This is a genomic window from Microcystis sp. CS-574 (genome assembly GCF_028329095.1).
GTDB lineage: Bacteria > Cyanobacteriota > Cyanobacteriia > Cyanobacteriales > Microcystaceae > Microcystis > Microcystis ichthyoblabe_A.
Window position 1 is genome coordinate 1 of the sequence record NZ_JAQMSY010000151.1, and the last position, 14702, is coordinate 14702.

15 protein-coding genes and 1 riboswitch are annotated in these 14702 nt (G+C 41.9%); of the genes, 8 read left to right on the top strand and 7 right to left on the bottom strand.

What is annotated here, in order from left to right:
* Positions 1 to 176 precede the first annotated feature (176 nt).
* The 4 genes from PN470_RS11860 to PN470_RS11875 all read right to left on the bottom strand — a co-directional run bounded on the left by PN470_RS11860 (position 177) and on the right by PN470_RS11875 (position 4168).
* A complete protein-coding gene (locus tag PN470_RS11860) occupies positions 177 to 905 on the bottom strand; it encodes an ABC transporter substrate-binding protein (protein WP_272104584.1) in 729 nt (242 codons plus the stop codon).
* Positions 906 to 909: 4 nt separating this feature from the next.
* Complete coding sequence (gene ntrB / locus PN470_RS11865; RefSeq protein ID WP_271936998.1) at positions 910 to 1749, bottom strand: nitrate ABC transporter permease; 840 nt, start codon at positions 1747 to 1749, stop codon at positions 910 to 912.
* A 107-nt stretch (positions 1750 to 1856) separates the two neighbouring features.
* Positions 1857 to 1991: riboswitch (cyclic di-AMP (ydaO/yuaA leader) on the bottom strand.
* Between the two features lie 173 nt (positions 1992 to 2164).
* A complete protein-coding gene (locus PN470_RS11870) occupies positions 2165 to 2767 on the bottom strand; it encodes a Uma2 family endonuclease (protein ID WP_103111100.1) in 603 nt (200 codons plus the stop codon).
* A 417-nt stretch (positions 2768 to 3184) separates the two neighbouring features.
* Positions 3185 to 4168, bottom strand: a complete 984-nt coding sequence (locus tag PN470_RS11875) for a hypothetical protein (protein WP_271937002.1) — start codon at positions 4166 to 4168, stop codon at positions 3185 to 3187.
* A gap of 335 nt (positions 4169 to 4503) precedes the next feature.
* On the opposite strand from PN470_RS11875, the gene PN470_RS11880 reads away from it, so the two are divergent.
* The 4 genes from PN470_RS11880 (at position 4504) to PN470_RS11895 (ending at position 6837) form a co-directional block, all read left to right on the top strand.
* Positions 4504 to 5211 carry an SIMPL domain-containing protein gene (locus PN470_RS11880; RefSeq protein ID WP_271937004.1) on the top strand — a complete coding sequence of 236 codons (708 nt, stop codon included), beginning with the start codon at positions 4504 to 4506 and terminating at the stop codon, positions 5209 to 5211.
* A 79-nt stretch (positions 5212 to 5290) separates the two neighbouring features.
* Positions 5291 to 6178: an alpha/beta fold hydrolase gene (locus PN470_RS11885; protein WP_103111096.1), complete on the top strand. Its 888-nt coding sequence runs from the start codon at positions 5291 to 5293 to the stop codon at positions 6176 to 6178.
* A gap of 42 nt (positions 6179 to 6220) precedes the next feature.
* Entirely contained in the window at positions 6221 to 6595 is a 375-nt protein-coding gene (locus PN470_RS11890; RefSeq protein ID WP_002752795.1) for a hypothetical protein, read from the top strand.
* Positions 6596 to 6684: 89 nt separating this feature from the next.
* Complete coding sequence (locus PN470_RS11895) at positions 6685 to 6837, top strand: type I restriction-modification system subunit M N-terminal domain-containing protein (protein ID WP_002779014.1); 153 nt, start codon at positions 6685 to 6687, stop codon at positions 6835 to 6837.
* Positions 6838 to 7102: 265 nt separating this feature from the next.
* Here the strand turns inward: PN470_RS11895 and PN470_RS11900 are convergent, their stop codons facing one another.
* Positions 7103 to 7267, bottom strand: a complete 165-nt coding sequence (locus tag PN470_RS11900) for a hypothetical protein (RefSeq protein WP_176721629.1) — start codon at positions 7265 to 7267, stop codon at positions 7103 to 7105.
* A 649-nt stretch (positions 7268 to 7916) separates the two neighbouring features.
* Between PN470_RS11900 and PN470_RS11905 the strand changes: the two genes are divergently transcribed.
* Positions 7917 to 8918, top strand: a complete 1002-nt coding sequence (locus PN470_RS11905) for a pentapeptide repeat-containing protein (protein ID WP_002779016.1) — start codon at positions 7917 to 7919, stop codon at positions 8916 to 8918.
* 1026 nt (positions 8919 to 9944) lie between these two features.
* Here the strand turns inward: PN470_RS11905 and psbM are convergent.
* A complete protein-coding gene (gene psbM / locus PN470_RS11910) occupies positions 9945 to 10052 on the bottom strand; it encodes a photosystem II reaction center protein PsbM (RefSeq protein WP_002745897.1) in 108 nt (35 codons plus the stop codon).
* Between the two features lie 258 nt (positions 10053 to 10310).
* Between psbM and PN470_RS11915 the strand changes: the two genes are divergently transcribed.
* From PN470_RS11915 to PN470_RS11925, 3 genes are read left to right on the top strand one after another with little or no spacing between them, the layout of a single operon-like run.
* The gene (locus tag PN470_RS11915; protein ID WP_103111093.1) at positions 10311 to 11330 is read left to right on the top strand and encodes an AI-2E family transporter; all 1020 of its coding nucleotides are present in this window, start codon (positions 10311 to 10313) and stop codon (positions 11328 to 11330) included.
* Between the two features lie 36 nt (positions 11331 to 11366).
* A complete protein-coding gene (locus PN470_RS11920) occupies positions 11367 to 12224 on the top strand; it encodes an amino acid ABC transporter substrate-binding protein (RefSeq protein ID WP_103111092.1) in 858 nt (285 codons plus the stop codon).
* Positions 12225 to 12236: 12 nt separating this feature from the next.
* Positions 12237 to 13643: a DUF2079 domain-containing protein gene (locus PN470_RS11925; protein ID WP_103111091.1), complete on the top strand. Its 1407-nt coding sequence runs from the start codon at positions 12237 to 12239 to the stop codon at positions 13641 to 13643.
* Here the strand turns inward: PN470_RS11925 and miaA are convergent.
* Positions 13585 to 14520 (bottom strand): tRNA (adenosine(37)-N6)-dimethylallyltransferase MiaA, encoded by a 936-nt coding sequence (gene miaA / locus PN470_RS11930; protein ID WP_272104585.1) that lies wholly within the window; start codon positions 14518 to 14520, stop codon positions 13585 to 13587. The two genes, PN470_RS11925 and miaA, sit on opposite strands and share 59 nt — an antisense overlap.
* Positions 14521 to 14702 lie beyond the last annotated feature (182 nt).

Here is a 14702-nt window from a genome sequence, read left to right on the forward strand (position 1 = left end):
ATTATAAAAATTGAGATAGTTTGTGCCGCTTAAATAAAGAGGTTTTGATAACCAAATTAAAGCAGCTCTAAAGAGTTTTGAGTTAAAAGTTAAACTTCAAGTTTTCATTCAGGACGAATGTACTGATTAACTAATTTTTTTGGGAAAATTAGTTAACCGATCATTATAACATATAATTAATTTGCAAGAGTTCTATAAGCTTGCATTGTACCAATACGCATATTGTTGACCATCTGCGGCGGCGGAATAATCAAAAGACGAAATTCTTCGATCGGATTAATGCCCATCGATGCCGTCAGGTAACGCAGGAAGTATTCATAGATGGAGGAACTCAAGACCGCTGCCCAGATGCGCTCTTCCGGGGGGATACTCTGGAAATAGGCTTGCAGTTGCCGGCCCGCTTGCTCAAGGTTGCCATTATACTCTCGCCAAGGTCGAAGGCCAAAATCCCACATCGGCCGGTTCATGGTCATAGCGTTACCGTGACGATGAATAGTCATCGCCCCACACAGAGGGGCAACCCGCGCCCCTTCTGCCCCCGTCCTCGCATTGGTAATCGCCCCGGAGACCACGGGAGAAGCGTCCAAGCGTCCGAAGATAATCCCATCACGGGAATTCGCCCAACTTGCTTCCCGACTGAGGGTGACATTCAGTCCATACTTACGAAAAAAGCCTTTTTCCCAGGCGACGGCGAAGGGGGCGCAATCATTGACGGGGACATATCCCACGGTGAGGTGAGGTTTTTCTAGGGTTTTCGGATCGATAATCGGGGTTACGGCTAGGGCTGCCTCGGTTAATCCCGTCGGGTTGCGACTGGCATTGATAGTACAGGCAGTCAGGCTACCAGTAACCAAAGTCGTCCCCAATCCCTGAAGGAAGGTACGTCTAGATATGGGGGGAATCATGGTATTAACTGCCCGGTTTAGCGGGACGATGGGTGACAAGGACTTGTAAACGGCTAATTAGGTAATCGAGGATTAAACCGGTAACGCCAATGACAATCACGGCCAGAAAGACGGAACTAAGGTTTAAGCGATTCCACTCATCCCAAAGAAAAAACCCGATTCCCACACCTCCGGTTAACATTTCCACGGCTACGATGACTAGCCAAGCAATTCCTAAACTTAAGCGCAATCCCGTAAAAATGTAAGGCAAACTAGCGGGGAGGATAATTTTAAAAATCTGGCGATATTTGGGCATTTCTAGGACTCTGGCCACATCGATATAGTCTTTGGATACACTACCGACTCCTAGGGCTGTATTAATCATGGTTGACCAGAGGGAGGTGATAAAAATCACAAAAATGGCCGAGGGTTCCGCGACTCCAAACATGGCCAGAGAGATGGGTAGCCAAGCTAGGGGGGAAACGGGGCGTAGAATTTGAATGACCGGATTGAGGATGAGCATAGCCGGCCGGGATAGCCCGATGAGAAACCCGACCGGAATAGCCACTAATGCTCCCAACAGAAAACCGATTAAGACGCGTCGCAAACTGGCCAGCAATAGCCAACCGATGCCGAGATTGCCCGGACCGCGACGATAGAAGGGATGGAGAATATAATCGAGATTGCTAGTCAAGGCCTGCCAAGGATTGGGCATCAATTCACTTCGGAAAGTCGCAATTACCCACCAGAGGGTAATCAGACCGATAAAACCCATCGCCGGATACAGTACCACATCCTTAAACAGCCAAGCTTTCGCTTGCCTGCCTGTGGCACGCCCAGCGACTAAAATAGCCGCAATATTCATGTTATTTACCCTTATATAAGGATCGAGGTACAGATAATGAGCAGTACCAACCAAGAATCCTGAAAGAGTCAGAATATTTACAGGAATATTTCCTATTCTGTTTCTCTTCAGTCTTCCCCCAATGCCGACGAAGTTAGCTGACGGGCTAGGACTGAGAGATGTCCTTTTCATTGACTGAAATTCGCCCCAAATTCGGTTCCTCCGCTTCAACAGACCACGGTTGAATTAGGCTGACTTACTCTATTTGCTAAGAATGATAACACATTTGATCGAGTTGTGGGAAAATCCCGGTCGCCCCTGATACTAAATCATTTTTTAACAGTATGATTAACTCCCAATCCAACTTTAAAAACCCACTCCCCACTTCCCCAATTCATAATTCATAATTCATAACAGGAGTCCGCAGCGATCGCATTTACCAAATCTTAGCCATTACTAATACAAACCCCGGCAATTCTGGATCACCACTAATGGTTTCAGGAGCATTTAAAATCTCCGGTTCTTGATGGGGACGATAAATATAGACTTGGCGATTTTGGCGATCTATTAACCAACCCAATAAAGTACCATTGGCAATATATTCCTCCATCTTTTTCTGCAAACTGGATACTGTATCACTAGCAGAACGTAATTCAATGACAAAATCGGGACAGATGGGGGCAAAAGAGGCTTTTTGTTTTTCTGTTAAAGCATTCCAGCGTTCTAATTTAATCCAAGCAGCATCGGGTGAACGAGTCGCACCATTGGGCAGCGTAAAACCCGCACTGGAATCAAACCCAAGCCCCGTTCCATCTAGTTCTGACCAGTTCCCCAGTTGCAGAGCTATATTAAAATTGCGATTACCCGTATCTGAAAAAGCAGGAGGCATAACGATCACTTCTCCACTAGCGCTGCGTTCAATGCGTAAATCTCGATTGGCTAAACAAAATTCATAAAACTGCTCCTCCGTCATCGGCATAATCCAAGGAAGATCAATCATCAAAGGAGCCGAGGTCGTTTGTACAAGTAGTGTCGTCATATTTTCGCCCTACTCAAGAATTACATGAGTTAACAACTGAATGCCCTTCAATCTTAACTTAGCTCTTGTCATCGGCATTATTGACTACTAAAAGATAGAAGGCGATCGCTCTTAACCTTGCTAAAGAAGCCTGACGGAGAGTAATGTAAATATTTATAAAAATGTAGCTTAGAATACATTTTAAAAAAGGAGAGTGTGTATTGTTATTTTATTGTCCGTCTTTTCAGAAAAAGAAACCACAAAAGTCTCCTAATACCATCAATAAAATCCGACAATTACCCTTCATTAATTGGAGGGGTTTTTATCAGTTGTCATACTAAATCCGTTGAGTAACGCACAGAAAACGGGTTTCTCCGAGAAACCCGTTTTCTATTAATGCTTGGGAATAGTTTTTCCTGGCTTGGGGGGAGTGAAAGTTTAATTTTCCCTGAATCTTTCTAATAGTTCTGAGCGAGATAAATTAGCCAGAGAAAGAAGTAACCCGGTGCGTTCCGAGATAGGAAGTTGGGCAATCTGTTCCACCAGACCAGATAATTCTGCATCTAGGCTGCCAAAACGTCCTTCCAGAAGACTGGTTATCAGGGAATACCGTTCTTCTAAACTGCCTCGTTGTATCCCTTCTTGCATCCCTTCTTGTATCCCTCGTTGTATCCCTTCTTGTATCCCTTCTTGTTTCCACTCTTCTCGTTGTTGTAAATAAGCTGGTGATAAGTTCATGATGTCCTCCTGTTCTTCTGCACTTAAATTATCTCTTAATTCCAAACTCTTGCGCCAGTTGGCCAGAATTTCCAGTAAATTCTCTTGGAAGGGATTACCTTCAGGCAATTGCACTAATTCTTCTACTGCTCGTTTCTGTGTCCCTCCTTTCCCTAGCACCCTCAACCATAAAGTCTCCTCATTGACTGGTAATTGATGGATGGCGACAATTCCTGTTTTGAACAGGCTAGGGGAAAAATAAACTCCTTTTCCCCACTCCTCTTTCATCCCCTCTTCTGGTAGGAATGAAGAGGGGATTCCCACGACTTCTTCAATCATTCTCGCTGAAAAAGTAGGCGTTAAAATCCAGAGAACTGGTAGTTCAGCTTCTGTTAGAGTTTTGCTTGTCCGTTTCGCCTTCCTTAAGACTTCGCCATGAACCGCGTATAACTTTGAGATGCAGCTGCGAATCTCTACCTCGGAGGGTGGGTTACGGAAAGGTTCAAATAAGCAGCAAGTCGCCGCCATTTTACCAAGTAACCCCAAGGGTAATTCAGTCCTTGATGCTGAACTGGCTGGTTCAAACCAGACATCGATTTCTTGGACTTCACTCTTGACTTTCTTGCTCTTTTTAATCGTTCCCAGAGACGCTAAGAGTTCTTCTAAATATTCCTTGGCAAATTGGTCGTGAATTTGGCGAGTCATTGCAGGGGATAATTAATCCGAGAAAGTGCATTAACAATCTTTTTGGATCATAGCAAGTTTTGAGAATTTATCTTTTTAATCAACAGCACCAGTGTGCGAACCAATCGGCTCTCTTATTCTTTGTGTGACAAGTTTAACTTATATAATAGCGATCGGTCTTTGTGTTCTTTGTGTCTCTGTGGTTCTTCACACTCATTGCTTAAAGGCCCCTTTTCAAGTTCCCCAGAGCTTAGTCACCAATATTGCGAAAGTGACGGAAAAGGGATAATCTTGCGATCAATTGCCCAAAAAAAAGGCTAGAATCGGAATATAGTATCGATCGCTAGAGATTTTTCATGAATTACAAAAAATTTTGCTTGGCTTTTTTGCTGTCCCTTATCCTCATCAACACTGGATTAGTTATGCCTAGTTACGCAAACGAAAGAGAATTGAGGACAATTACCGTAACGGGAGAAGGAATAGAAAATATCGCCACTTCTCAAGCAATAGTGCGCTTAGGGGTAGAAGTTCAAGGCAAAGAAGCGGGGAAAGTGCAGCAGGAAACCGCCAATCGTAGCGATGCGGTGGTTAAATTTCTCCGTTCCCGTCAAGTGGAAAAATTGGAAACCACTGGCATCAGTTTACAGCCCAATTACGACTTCAGCAACAATCAAAGACGTTTAATCGGTTATATCGGGGCTAATTTGATTAGTTTTCAGGTTGATATAGCCCAAGCGGGGATTTTAATCGATGAAGCGGTCAAAGTCGGGGCAACACGCATCGATGGGGTCAGTTTTACTGCCGGAGAGTCAGCGATCGCAGCTGCCCAAAGAACCGCTCTCATCAAAGCCACGGAACAAGCTAGAGAACAGGCTACAATCGTGTTACAAGCCCTCGGTTTAGTGCCGAAAGAAACGGTTTCTATCCAAGTGGGTAATACCAGTAATCCCGTGCCAATAGCCCGCTCAGAAGCGGTTTTTCGGAGTGCCGATGCTGCCAGTAGCCCAGTTATCGGAGGGGAACAAACCCTGCGCGCTGCTGTCACCCTCGAAATTAGCTATTAACATCTGTAGCTAGAGACAACTAACTACACATATCTAAACACCTCTTGCCTCTTGCCTCATCAAACTGTCCCCCTCATCCGTGAATTATCCTAACTTTTTACCCACTGTTAGGGAGGGATTGAGTGAAGATACCTCCCTTGCTCTCCTCGAAAATATCCAACAAATTGCCATCGATAGCCCCATCTATCCTCGATCGATTCTAACTACCTATAGTCAACAAGGGCAAGGTCAACCGCCTTTTGTCCTTCTACACGGTTTTGATAGTTCCCTGCTGGAATTTCGGCGTTTACTACCCTTACTCGCCCAAAATAGGGAAACTTGGGCGATAGATCTGCTCGGCTTTGGTTTTACTGAGCGATACCCAGATTTACAAGTATCTCCGAAAACTATTAAAAGCCATCTTTACCATTTCTGGCAAACTGCGATCGCTAAACCGATGATTTTAGTCGGTGCTTCCATGGGGGGTGCAGTAGCCCTCGATTTTGCCCTCTCCTACCCGGAAATAGTGGCGAAATTAGTCCTGATTGACAGCGCAGGACTAGCTAACCCCCCAGTTTTGGGTAAATTGATGTTTTCTCCCCTCGATAAGTGGGCAACTAATTTTTTAGCCAATCCCCGCGTGCGTCAAAATATCAGTCGTACTGCCTATTTTGATGCAACTTTAGCCACTGTTGATGCTTGCACCTGTGCCAATCTGCACCTGAATTGTCCCCACTGGAGTGCGGCTTTAATCTCCTTTACCAAAAGTGGCGGTTATGGGGCATTTTTGCCGAAATTAAGCCAAATAAACCGAGAAACGCTGATTATTTGGGGAGAAAACGATCAAATTTTAGGCACAAAAGACGCGAAGATATTTCAGCAGGCCTTACCCAATAATCAACTGGTCTGGATTCCTCGCTGTGGTCATGTTCCCCACCTCGAAAAACCGGAACTTACCGCGGCCGCGATAGTTAAATTTGCGAACTAAAAACTTATAATAGGATTATTTGACCCTATAGTGCCAACTTTTATGAAATTTTTGCCGATCGCTCTCGCTACATTCAGCCTTCTGAGTTTATCTGTCAATATTCCTGCTACTGTAGCCACACAACAGCTTTTTTGTCGAGGCCGCATGAATAACGGTTGGTCCTATTCAGCAGAATTTATCAATGGACGTTTTGAGCGCATTCGCTGGACACGCTCCGGTCAACCTCCCCAAGTTTCTAGTCTTAGTTTTAAAAATACTAACAACAAAGGACAGCCGATTTATCGGGGCAGTTTATTCGCCGCAGTCAGTGTCACTCTGATAGACTTATCGAAAGGAGATGTCCGTCCCGGTTCGCAAATTTCCGTGGGAGTGGAAGAATGGGGTTGGTCGCGGGGAAACTGCGGTCTTAACAGATGAACAACTTCGGTGACAAGGTAAGTTTTATTTGGAGTATCGCGGATTTGATCCGCGATACCTTTAAGCGCGGCAAATATTAAGATGTCATCTTGCCTTTCACCGTGCTGCGTCGCTTCGACTGCGTGTTAGAGCCGACCAAAGAGGAGGTCTTAGCAGCCTATAACCATTACAAAGACAAGCTCGACAACCTCGATCCCCTCCTCTGCAAAAAATCAGGATTTGCCTTCTACAACCCCAAATAAAAATCATTTTGTCTTTGGTATAGTTAAACATTCAATATTGTCTTATCACTTTTTTGAAAATGATTTAGGATCGCTAATTATCTAAGCACAATTAATTACACATCTAAGCCACTACTCCGTCAGACTTCTGCTGTGAGTAAACAGTGAACTGAAAACTCAAATCCGATCCCTAACAGCTGTATCCCGTCTCGGAGTCTCGGAGTCTCCTGTCTCGACTAGGAAATTAATTTTGCACGACTACTTATATTAAGTTGACGCTGATATTCTAGAAATATTCATTCTGGCGAAAAAACTCGGCAAATGCCACTAATATTGAGTCTTTCAGACTGTAGCGGCTGGCATTGCTGGCATTTCGAGGGTCAGTTATCCCGGCGATAACTAACTGGAAATAGTTCAGCATCCCCATAAAATTCAGTTGTTTGACTTCCATTCCCCCGAAACCCACTATTCAAACCCTTCACTTGATTTTGAAGGGCAAGAGTAAGAATGATTCTGTATTCTGTGCTACCGTTTGCCTTGGGAATTACTGAAAAGCCATTAACGCCTCTTGTCAAAACAGACCACAACCTGATAAACTGGTTGAGCCAAGGCTTCAGGGAAGAGAATGGGGCGATTTATCCTTAAGAGGGATTGACTTTTACGAAGTTTTATGATTGCTCAACTAGAAAGTCCCCGAAATCTGGTGATTAAGAGTTTTAGCCTGTTGGCTACTGGACTGACTAAGCAGACCTAACAAATTCAACTGTATGATACCGAGTCAAGACATCGGCGAGGCAGTAGATTCAGTCAGAAAAACTGACGCACAAGACTTCTCTAATTTAATGCCTAGACCTGGCTGGTAACAAGTGGCGGGTTTAGGTAAAGGTTGTTTTTGGTATTGAACCCCGATTCTTGTGGTTATTTACCCGCTTCAGTAATTGCCAATAGGGATTTTAAGCCCATAATTGGTTGAAAATTTCTATTTATTCGCAAAAATCCCCAGTCGCTCCCTGTACTAATCTTAGAGATCGACTTCATGATCAGTAATTTTCCCCAACCAATTCTCTGGAAATCACCTTCCAGGACAATTTAGTTATTTTATGAGTAGCAATGCCTTAATCGATCGTGAGCATCTAATCGAACTGTATAATCGAGGTGAACGCAACTTTGCGGAAGTCAGACTTAGCAGAGTCAATTTAAAGAGACAGTGTTTAAACCAGATTAACCTAAGTCATAGTTACTTAAGACAAGCCAATTTAACCGAAGCTTGTTTAATTAACGCTAATTTCAAGGCTGCTGACCTAGAAGAAGTCAATTTAAGCAAAGCTTGTCTTATCGATGCTAACCTGACTAAAGCCGCTCTTTCTGGGGCAAATTTGCACCAAAGTAACCTAAGCGGCGCAATTTTGAGTAATACTGTTCTGAAAAAGGCTGATTTAAGTTCTGCCTGTTTAATTCACAGTAGCCTACTTTTTGCCCAACTGTTCAAGGCGAATCTGGAAGCGGCTAATCTCACCTCAGCCACTTTAACCCATGCCATGGCGGAGAAAGCTAACCTAAAACGGGCTATTCTCACTCGTGCTATTCTTAGCTCTGCTAATCTTAGCCATGCTAACTTAAAAGAGGCTAACCTAATTCGAGCCTATCTCTATCAAGCTAATCTGGAAAACTGCCACCTTCAATACGCCGACCTCAGCTATGCCGATTTGCGCGGGGCGGATTTACGCGGGGCGGATTTACGTTATGCTAACCTAGAAGGAGCTAATCTGACGGGAGCTAACCTCAATTGTAGTGATTTTGAGGGAGCTAACTTAACCGGTGCCGATTTAAGCAAAACTGACGCGAATAAAGCCAATTTTCGCCAAGCTAACTTAACCGGTTGTAATCTTCTCGGCGCTAATTTAGCCTCCGCTAACCTTTCCGGTGCTAATCTACACCAAGCGGGATTACTCTTGAGTTATTTAGTGGGAAGCAATCTTAAACGAGCTAATCTCAAACGAGCTAATTTAATCGGGGCGATTTTAACCGAAAATAATCTTCTTTCCGCTTCCCTTGAAGAAACTATTCTTCCTAACGGTAGTCGCGGCAATCTCCTTTCCTAATATTCCTAGAAAAACCTGGTTGTAGAGACTTTTCCGCCAAGATTTCTATAACCGTGGGGTTTTTCTTCAGCAAAAGGGAGAGCCGGAGTTGGGAGTGGGAATTATGAATTATAGAACTCTTGAAAATTAGTTAAGTAGCTGGTTATAATTAAATTAAAAATGGATTTTAGGTTCGATCCCCCCTGCCCCCCTTGATAAGGGGGGTGCCGATGGGCGGGGGGATCCCCCCTGCCCCCCTTGATAAGGGGGGTGTATGACAACTTCTAACGCCTACCTACTTATATGTTATAATGGCGAGTTAACTAATTTTTTGGGAAAAATTAGTTAATTAGTGAATTGGTTCTAAATGAAAACCTGAAGTTTAACTTTTAACTCAAAACTCTTTAGATATGCTTTAATTTGGTTATCAAAACCTCTTTATTTAAGCGGCACAAACTTTCTCAATTATGGTTACTAAGTAGTCGGACATAAATTCTGTTGTCTATCTTAAGAAATGTAAATTGCCGTAATTCTTACTGACGACCGACGACCGACTCCTTACCCCACAGTTAACTTTACTTTTTTCCAACTACTTATCAGGTATCTTCTTGATCAGAAATCACTTTATTTATTCACCCTTTTGCCTCTTGCCTCTTGCATAAGTGCTTGTCCTCATAAGTAGCCTATACTCAGCGGATTTAGGATCAGGTGACGAAACTGGCATTTTCCCCTAATTCAAGGGAAAAACCCCGCATGACTTCCAGAAATCACCGGGGTTTTTAGGAAGAATAGGGATAGGGAAGCAGGGTGAGAGCATCTCAAACGCTATTGACAATTGGCCAATTTTGTGATCCGCATGGGCATTTCAAGTGATACCAGTCAATCAAAATAGTTAGGAAATCGACCAAATGGGTCGATTTTTGCCCAACAATTGAGATGGCCAATTCTCCTCAAAGATGCCTGAATCGCTCTCTGGGTAAGCAACTCACATAAAGTTCATTTTGTCAAGGCTTGTTAAGATGCGCTTACCCTGGATAGGGAAGGAATTTAACCCTCGGTTTCCTCTCTGGTTTGGATAAACAGAATCAAGAGGAAAACGGTGGGGACTAGGACGAATAGGATACTAGCGATAAAGCCGAGATTATTTACTTGCATGAGTTAGCTCCCTCTGTGACAACGGATTTACATAAAGATTAACTCCTAGAATATCATCCTAGAGAAGCCAAGGCGTTGCTGATTTGAAAGGGGAAGTGGGAAGTGGGAGGTGGGGAAGTGGGAAGTGGGGGAATGGGGGGAATGGGGAGATGGAGAGAATAAATAAAAATAATCTCCCGAAGACTGAATCCTGAATCCTGACCACTGACGGCGGACTGCTGTATGATAAAATTTGTCCCGATAGGATAAATTAAGGTCGTGAAATTTGGTCAGTGGTTGGGGTTTATCTGTTTAATAATGGCTCTTTATGTATTGTGGCAGATTCGACAGCTGTTATTATTGATTTTTATGGCGATCGTGTTTACCGTAGCCTTAAATAGATGTGTGAAAGGATTGCAGAGATTAGGTATTAAAAGGGGTTTGGCTATTTTAATTACCCTGCTGACGAGTCTGGGAATTGCGATTTTATTTGTTATAATTATTGTTCCCCCCTTTATCGAACAGTTTCAAAAATTAATTGAACTTTTACCGCAAGCTTGGAATTTAGTCCGCAATAACTCGATTCAATGGCGACAACAATTTCAATTTGATTGGTTGCCATCCCTGCCTAATTTAACTGATTTAGTCCAGCAGTTACAACCTTTAGGAACTTTTGTTTTTAGTAACTTTTTTACTTTCTTTTCTAACTCGGTTGCGGCAATTTTGCAATTATTATTCGTGCTGGTGTTAGCAATGATGATGTTAGCCAACCCCCAACCCTATCGACAAGCTTTCTTAAAATTATTTCCTAACTTCTATCGTCGTCGTGCTGAGGAAATTCTGACCCTATCGGAAGCGGGTTTAGGTAATTGGTTGTTGGGAATTGCCATTAGTTCAACTATGGTAGGATTATTAAGTGGGTTCGGTCTTTTGGTTCTACAAATTAATCTAGTTCTCGTTCATGCTATCCTAGCAGGATTGCTCAATTTTATCCCTAATATCGGACCGACTGCTAGTGTGATTTTTCCGATCCTCATTGCTGTTATCGATGCACCTTGGAAAATTGTCGCTATTCTGATTCTCTATTTTATTATCCAAAATGTCGAAAGTTATTTATTGACACCCACTGTCATGGCTAAACAGGTATCTTTACTACCGGCGATTACCCTAATCGCTCAAATTTTCTTCGCTCAAATGTTTGGCATCTTAGGTTTATTATTGGCTTTACCTTTGACAGTGGTAGTAAAAACATGGTTAGATGAATTATTATTCAAAGACATTTTAGATCAGTGGGATTAAGTCCATAACAAATCTTAAATAATCTCGGCAAAAACCATGAAATTAATCATTCTTACTCTCGTTATTTTATCTAATGTTTTTGCTACTCTCCCAGCTAAATCTGAAACAGTGCTAGAAAAAATTAAACGCACGGGATTATTAGAAGTAGCGATGAGAGAAGATGCCATTCCGTTTGGCTATCGAGATAGTAATAATAATTTGCAGGGATTGTGCTTAGATTTTATCCAATTGCTTAGAGAAGAACTCAAGCACAAATTAAACCTCCAAATCATCAGTGTCAAAATTTATAAATCGACTTTATTTAATCGCTTCCAGTTATTGGAAAATAAAACCGTTGATTTTGAGTGTGGTCCAAATAGTATCAGAAAAAATATACCTGATGGTGTCAGTTTTTCTCGGCCTTTTTTTGTGACGGGAACTCAGTTTTTAGTTCGGAGTGATAATCAGAATAATTTTAACTTTTCTTCGTCCTTAGAAGGTATAAGTATTGGAGTTTTGCGAGATACCACCACTCAAGAATTATTAAGACAAAAATATCCTCTTGCTACCTATCAAGAATTTCAAGGAGTGACGGGAAGACTGCGAGGTATTCAAAGTTTAAGAAGGAATAGAATAGATGCTTTTGCTAGTGATGGGATTCTGCTAATTGGAGAAGCTGTCATTCTCGGTTTATCCCTAGGAAAAGATTATCAACTTATACCCCCCAATCCTTTAAATTGTGATTATTATGGTTTTATTCTTCCCGCTAATGATCCCCAATGGCAAGAGTTTATTAATGGGGTTATCGTCACCAGTGAGAACAGAAATATTTTTAAAGCATGGTTTACTGAAGTTGCTTCTTATTTTAGAGATACTTGGCAGTATTGTCGTAATAATCCCGAAAGATCCCAGTAAAATTTAACGATTATGCACAAAAAGAATGATTTATTTTGGTTAATTGGTTGCGCTACAATAATCCTGTTTATTTGCAGTGCTATCAGACATATTTTATTTCAATCTAATGCTCTTGATCTTGGTTGGTTCGATCAGGGAGTTTACTTAATTTCTCAAGCTAAACCACCGATTATATCTTTTGTTGGCTACCATATCTTAGGCGATCATATCGCTTTTATTCTCTATCCTATAGCCTTACTTTATAAAATTTATCCTAGCGTTTATTGGCTGCTTTTCTTGCAAGCTTTTTCCCTTTCCCTTGCCGTTTTTCCCCTCTGGCAATTGGCAATACAAGCGGGATTAAAAGAAAAACAAGCTTATACATTAGCCTTAGTTTATCTGCTCTATCCCCTGATTTTTAACGTTAATCTCTTTGATTTTCATCCAGAAGTTATCGCAGTGCCAGCCATTTTTTGGACGGTTTTAGCGGCAAGATTAAATAATCTCTGGGGATTTTGTCTAGGAATTATTATTATTCTCGGTTGTAAAGCAATTCTCTCTTTAACATTGTTGGGAATGGGTATCTGGTTACTTCTCTGGGAAAAGAAAAAAATCCCCGGAATAATTGCCATGATTAGCGGCATTCTTTGGTTTATTATCACCACGAAATTATTAATCCCTCTCCTGACAGGAAAATCAGCAGTTATTGAAATGGCTGATTCTCGATATAGTTATCTAGGAGATAGTTTGCCAGCAATTATCTTTAATCTTTTCCTCAAACCCGATCTTGTCTTAGGAAAAATCTTTACTGGCAATAATCTAGAATACCTCATCCTATTAATTATTCCCTTAGTTTGGGGTTTATCTTGGCGCTATTCTACCGCAATAATTGCCGCTATTCCCGCAATCGCTTTAAATTTATTAGCAGATCATGCCCCACAAAAAAACTTAACCACTCAATATTCCCTGCCAATTTTGCCCTTTTTATTTCTAGCGGTTATCGCCACTTTAGCCCATAATGGTAACTGGTTAAAAAAACCTAAATGGATAATTACTTGGGCAACTATTGCCTTTCTTGCCCTAGCTAAATACGGCTATTTTTGGTCACTGTATTTAAATTCCCTCGATACTTGGTCCGCCACCCAAAAAGCTCTTACCCAAATTACCACCAGTGACAGTGTCTTGACTACTTCTAGAATTGCCCCCCATCTTACCCATCGGGAAATGATTAAATTAGCTATCAAAGGTTCCCAATCCCTAGATTTAAATCAATTTAATTATATTCTACTTGATCGCCGTCATCCCGGTTGGTCTAGTTCACCAGAACTAATTGATGATCACTTAAATAAACTGAATCAAAATGAGAACTTTCAGTTAATCGTTAATCAGGATGATGTGTTTTTATATCGGGCCTTGACAACCCCTCAAGAAACAAAATAATTTTTCGTTCCACCAATTCCAATAAATTTTCTTTATCGACGGGAAACCAGACAATATTAGCATCGGCACGAAACCAAGTGCGCTGACGTTTGGCAAATTGACGGGTGTGGAGGATAATTAGATCGATCGCCTGTTCTAAAGAAACTTCTCCGAGGAGATATTGCTTAATCTCTGCATAACCCAAAGTCTGCAAAAGTGGCAAATCCCAACCGTATTTATCCCCCAAATTCTGCACCTCTGCTACTAATCCCCTTGTGATCATTTGATGAGTACGAACAGTGATCCGCTTGTCTAAACTTTCTGGGGAACAGTCTAAACCAATTTGTAAAATTGGATAAGTGGGGGGATTTTCTCCCTGCTGACTAGAGATAGGTTTTCCTGTCACATAAAAAACCTCTAAAGCGCGTAAAGTCCTGACCTGATCATGGGGATGAATTTTTTTAGCGGCCTCTTCATCTACCTGCGTCAGAATTTGATAAAGATAGGATTGCCCTAAAGCTTGTAATTGCCGTCTTAAATCCGCTTGAGGAGAAACCCTCGGTATTTTTAAACCTTTGACAATGGACTTGATATAAAGTCCCGTACCACCGACCAAAAACAGAGGAGAATAGTGGAGATTGCTGATTAAATTCTCAGCCTGTTCTTGGTACTGTGCTAGGGTAAAATTATCTTGAGGATCACAAATATCAATTAGATAATGGGGAATCCGCTGACATTCTTCTAAGCTAGGTTTAGCAGTACCAATATTAAATTCTCGATAGATTTGTCGGGAATCGGCACTGAGAATTACTGAATTAAACTTTTCGGCCAATTGTAGGGCTAAACTGGATTTTCCTGTGGCAGTTGCCCCACAAATAACAATCAGAATAGTTGACATACTCCCACCGTCAAGCTGCGCTGTGACGGGGGATTCTTGACCTATCACTATCGGAAATTGCTTGTTCAACGGGGAGCATCCCAGATATGTAATGAGTATAAATACTGATGGCTAGGAAGAGGGAGATAGAGGACAATTAGCTCTAAACTAACCATACCAGATGTAGGCATCATCAATGCTCA

What these genes read in the sequence shown, in the direction of transcription:
- PN470_RS11860 (WP_272104584.1), bottom strand. Translation starts at nt 905, where the DNA reads ATGATTCCCCCCATATCTAGACGTACCTTCCTTCAGGGATTGGGGACG.
- ntrB (WP_271936998.1), bottom strand. Translation starts at nt 1,749, where the DNA reads ATGAATATTGCGGCTATTTTAGTCGCTGGGCGTGCCACAGGCAGGCAA.
- PN470_RS11870 (WP_103111100.1), bottom strand. Translation starts at nt 2,767, where the DNA reads ATGACGACACTACTTGTACAAACGACCTCGGCTCCTTTGATGATTGAT.
- PN470_RS11875 (WP_271937002.1), bottom strand. Translation starts at nt 4,168, where the DNA reads ATGACTCGCCAAATTCACGACCAATTTGCCAAGGAATATTTAGAAGAA.
- PN470_RS11880 (WP_271937004.1), top strand. Translation starts at nt 4,504, where the DNA reads ATGAATTACAAAAAATTTTGCTTGGCTTTTTTGCTGTCCCTTATCCTC.
- PN470_RS11890 (WP_002752795.1), top strand. Translation starts at nt 6,221, where the DNA reads ATGAAATTTTTGCCGATCGCTCTCGCTACATTCAGCCTTCTGAGTTTA.
- PN470_RS11900 (WP_176721629.1), bottom strand. Translation starts at nt 7,267, where the DNA reads ATGGAAGTCAAACAACTGAATTTTATGGGGATGCTGAACTATTTCCAG.
- PN470_RS11905 (WP_002779016.1), top strand. Translation starts at nt 7,917, where the DNA reads ATGAGTAGCAATGCCTTAATCGATCGTGAGCATCTAATCGAACTGTAT.
- psbM (WP_002745897.1), bottom strand. Translation starts at nt 10,052, where the DNA reads ATGCAAGTAAATAATCTCGGCTTTATCGCTAGTATCCTATTCGTCCTA.
- PN470_RS11920 (WP_103111092.1), top strand. Translation starts at nt 11,367, where the DNA reads ATGAAATTAATCATTCTTACTCTCGTTATTTTATCTAATGTTTTTGCT.
- PN470_RS11925 (WP_103111091.1), top strand. Translation starts at nt 12,237, where the DNA reads ATGCACAAAAAGAATGATTTATTTTGGTTAATTGGTTGCGCTACAATA.
- miaA (WP_272104585.1), bottom strand. Translation starts at nt 14,520, where the DNA reads ATGTCAACTATTCTGATTGTTATTTGTGGGGCAACTGCCACAGGAAAA.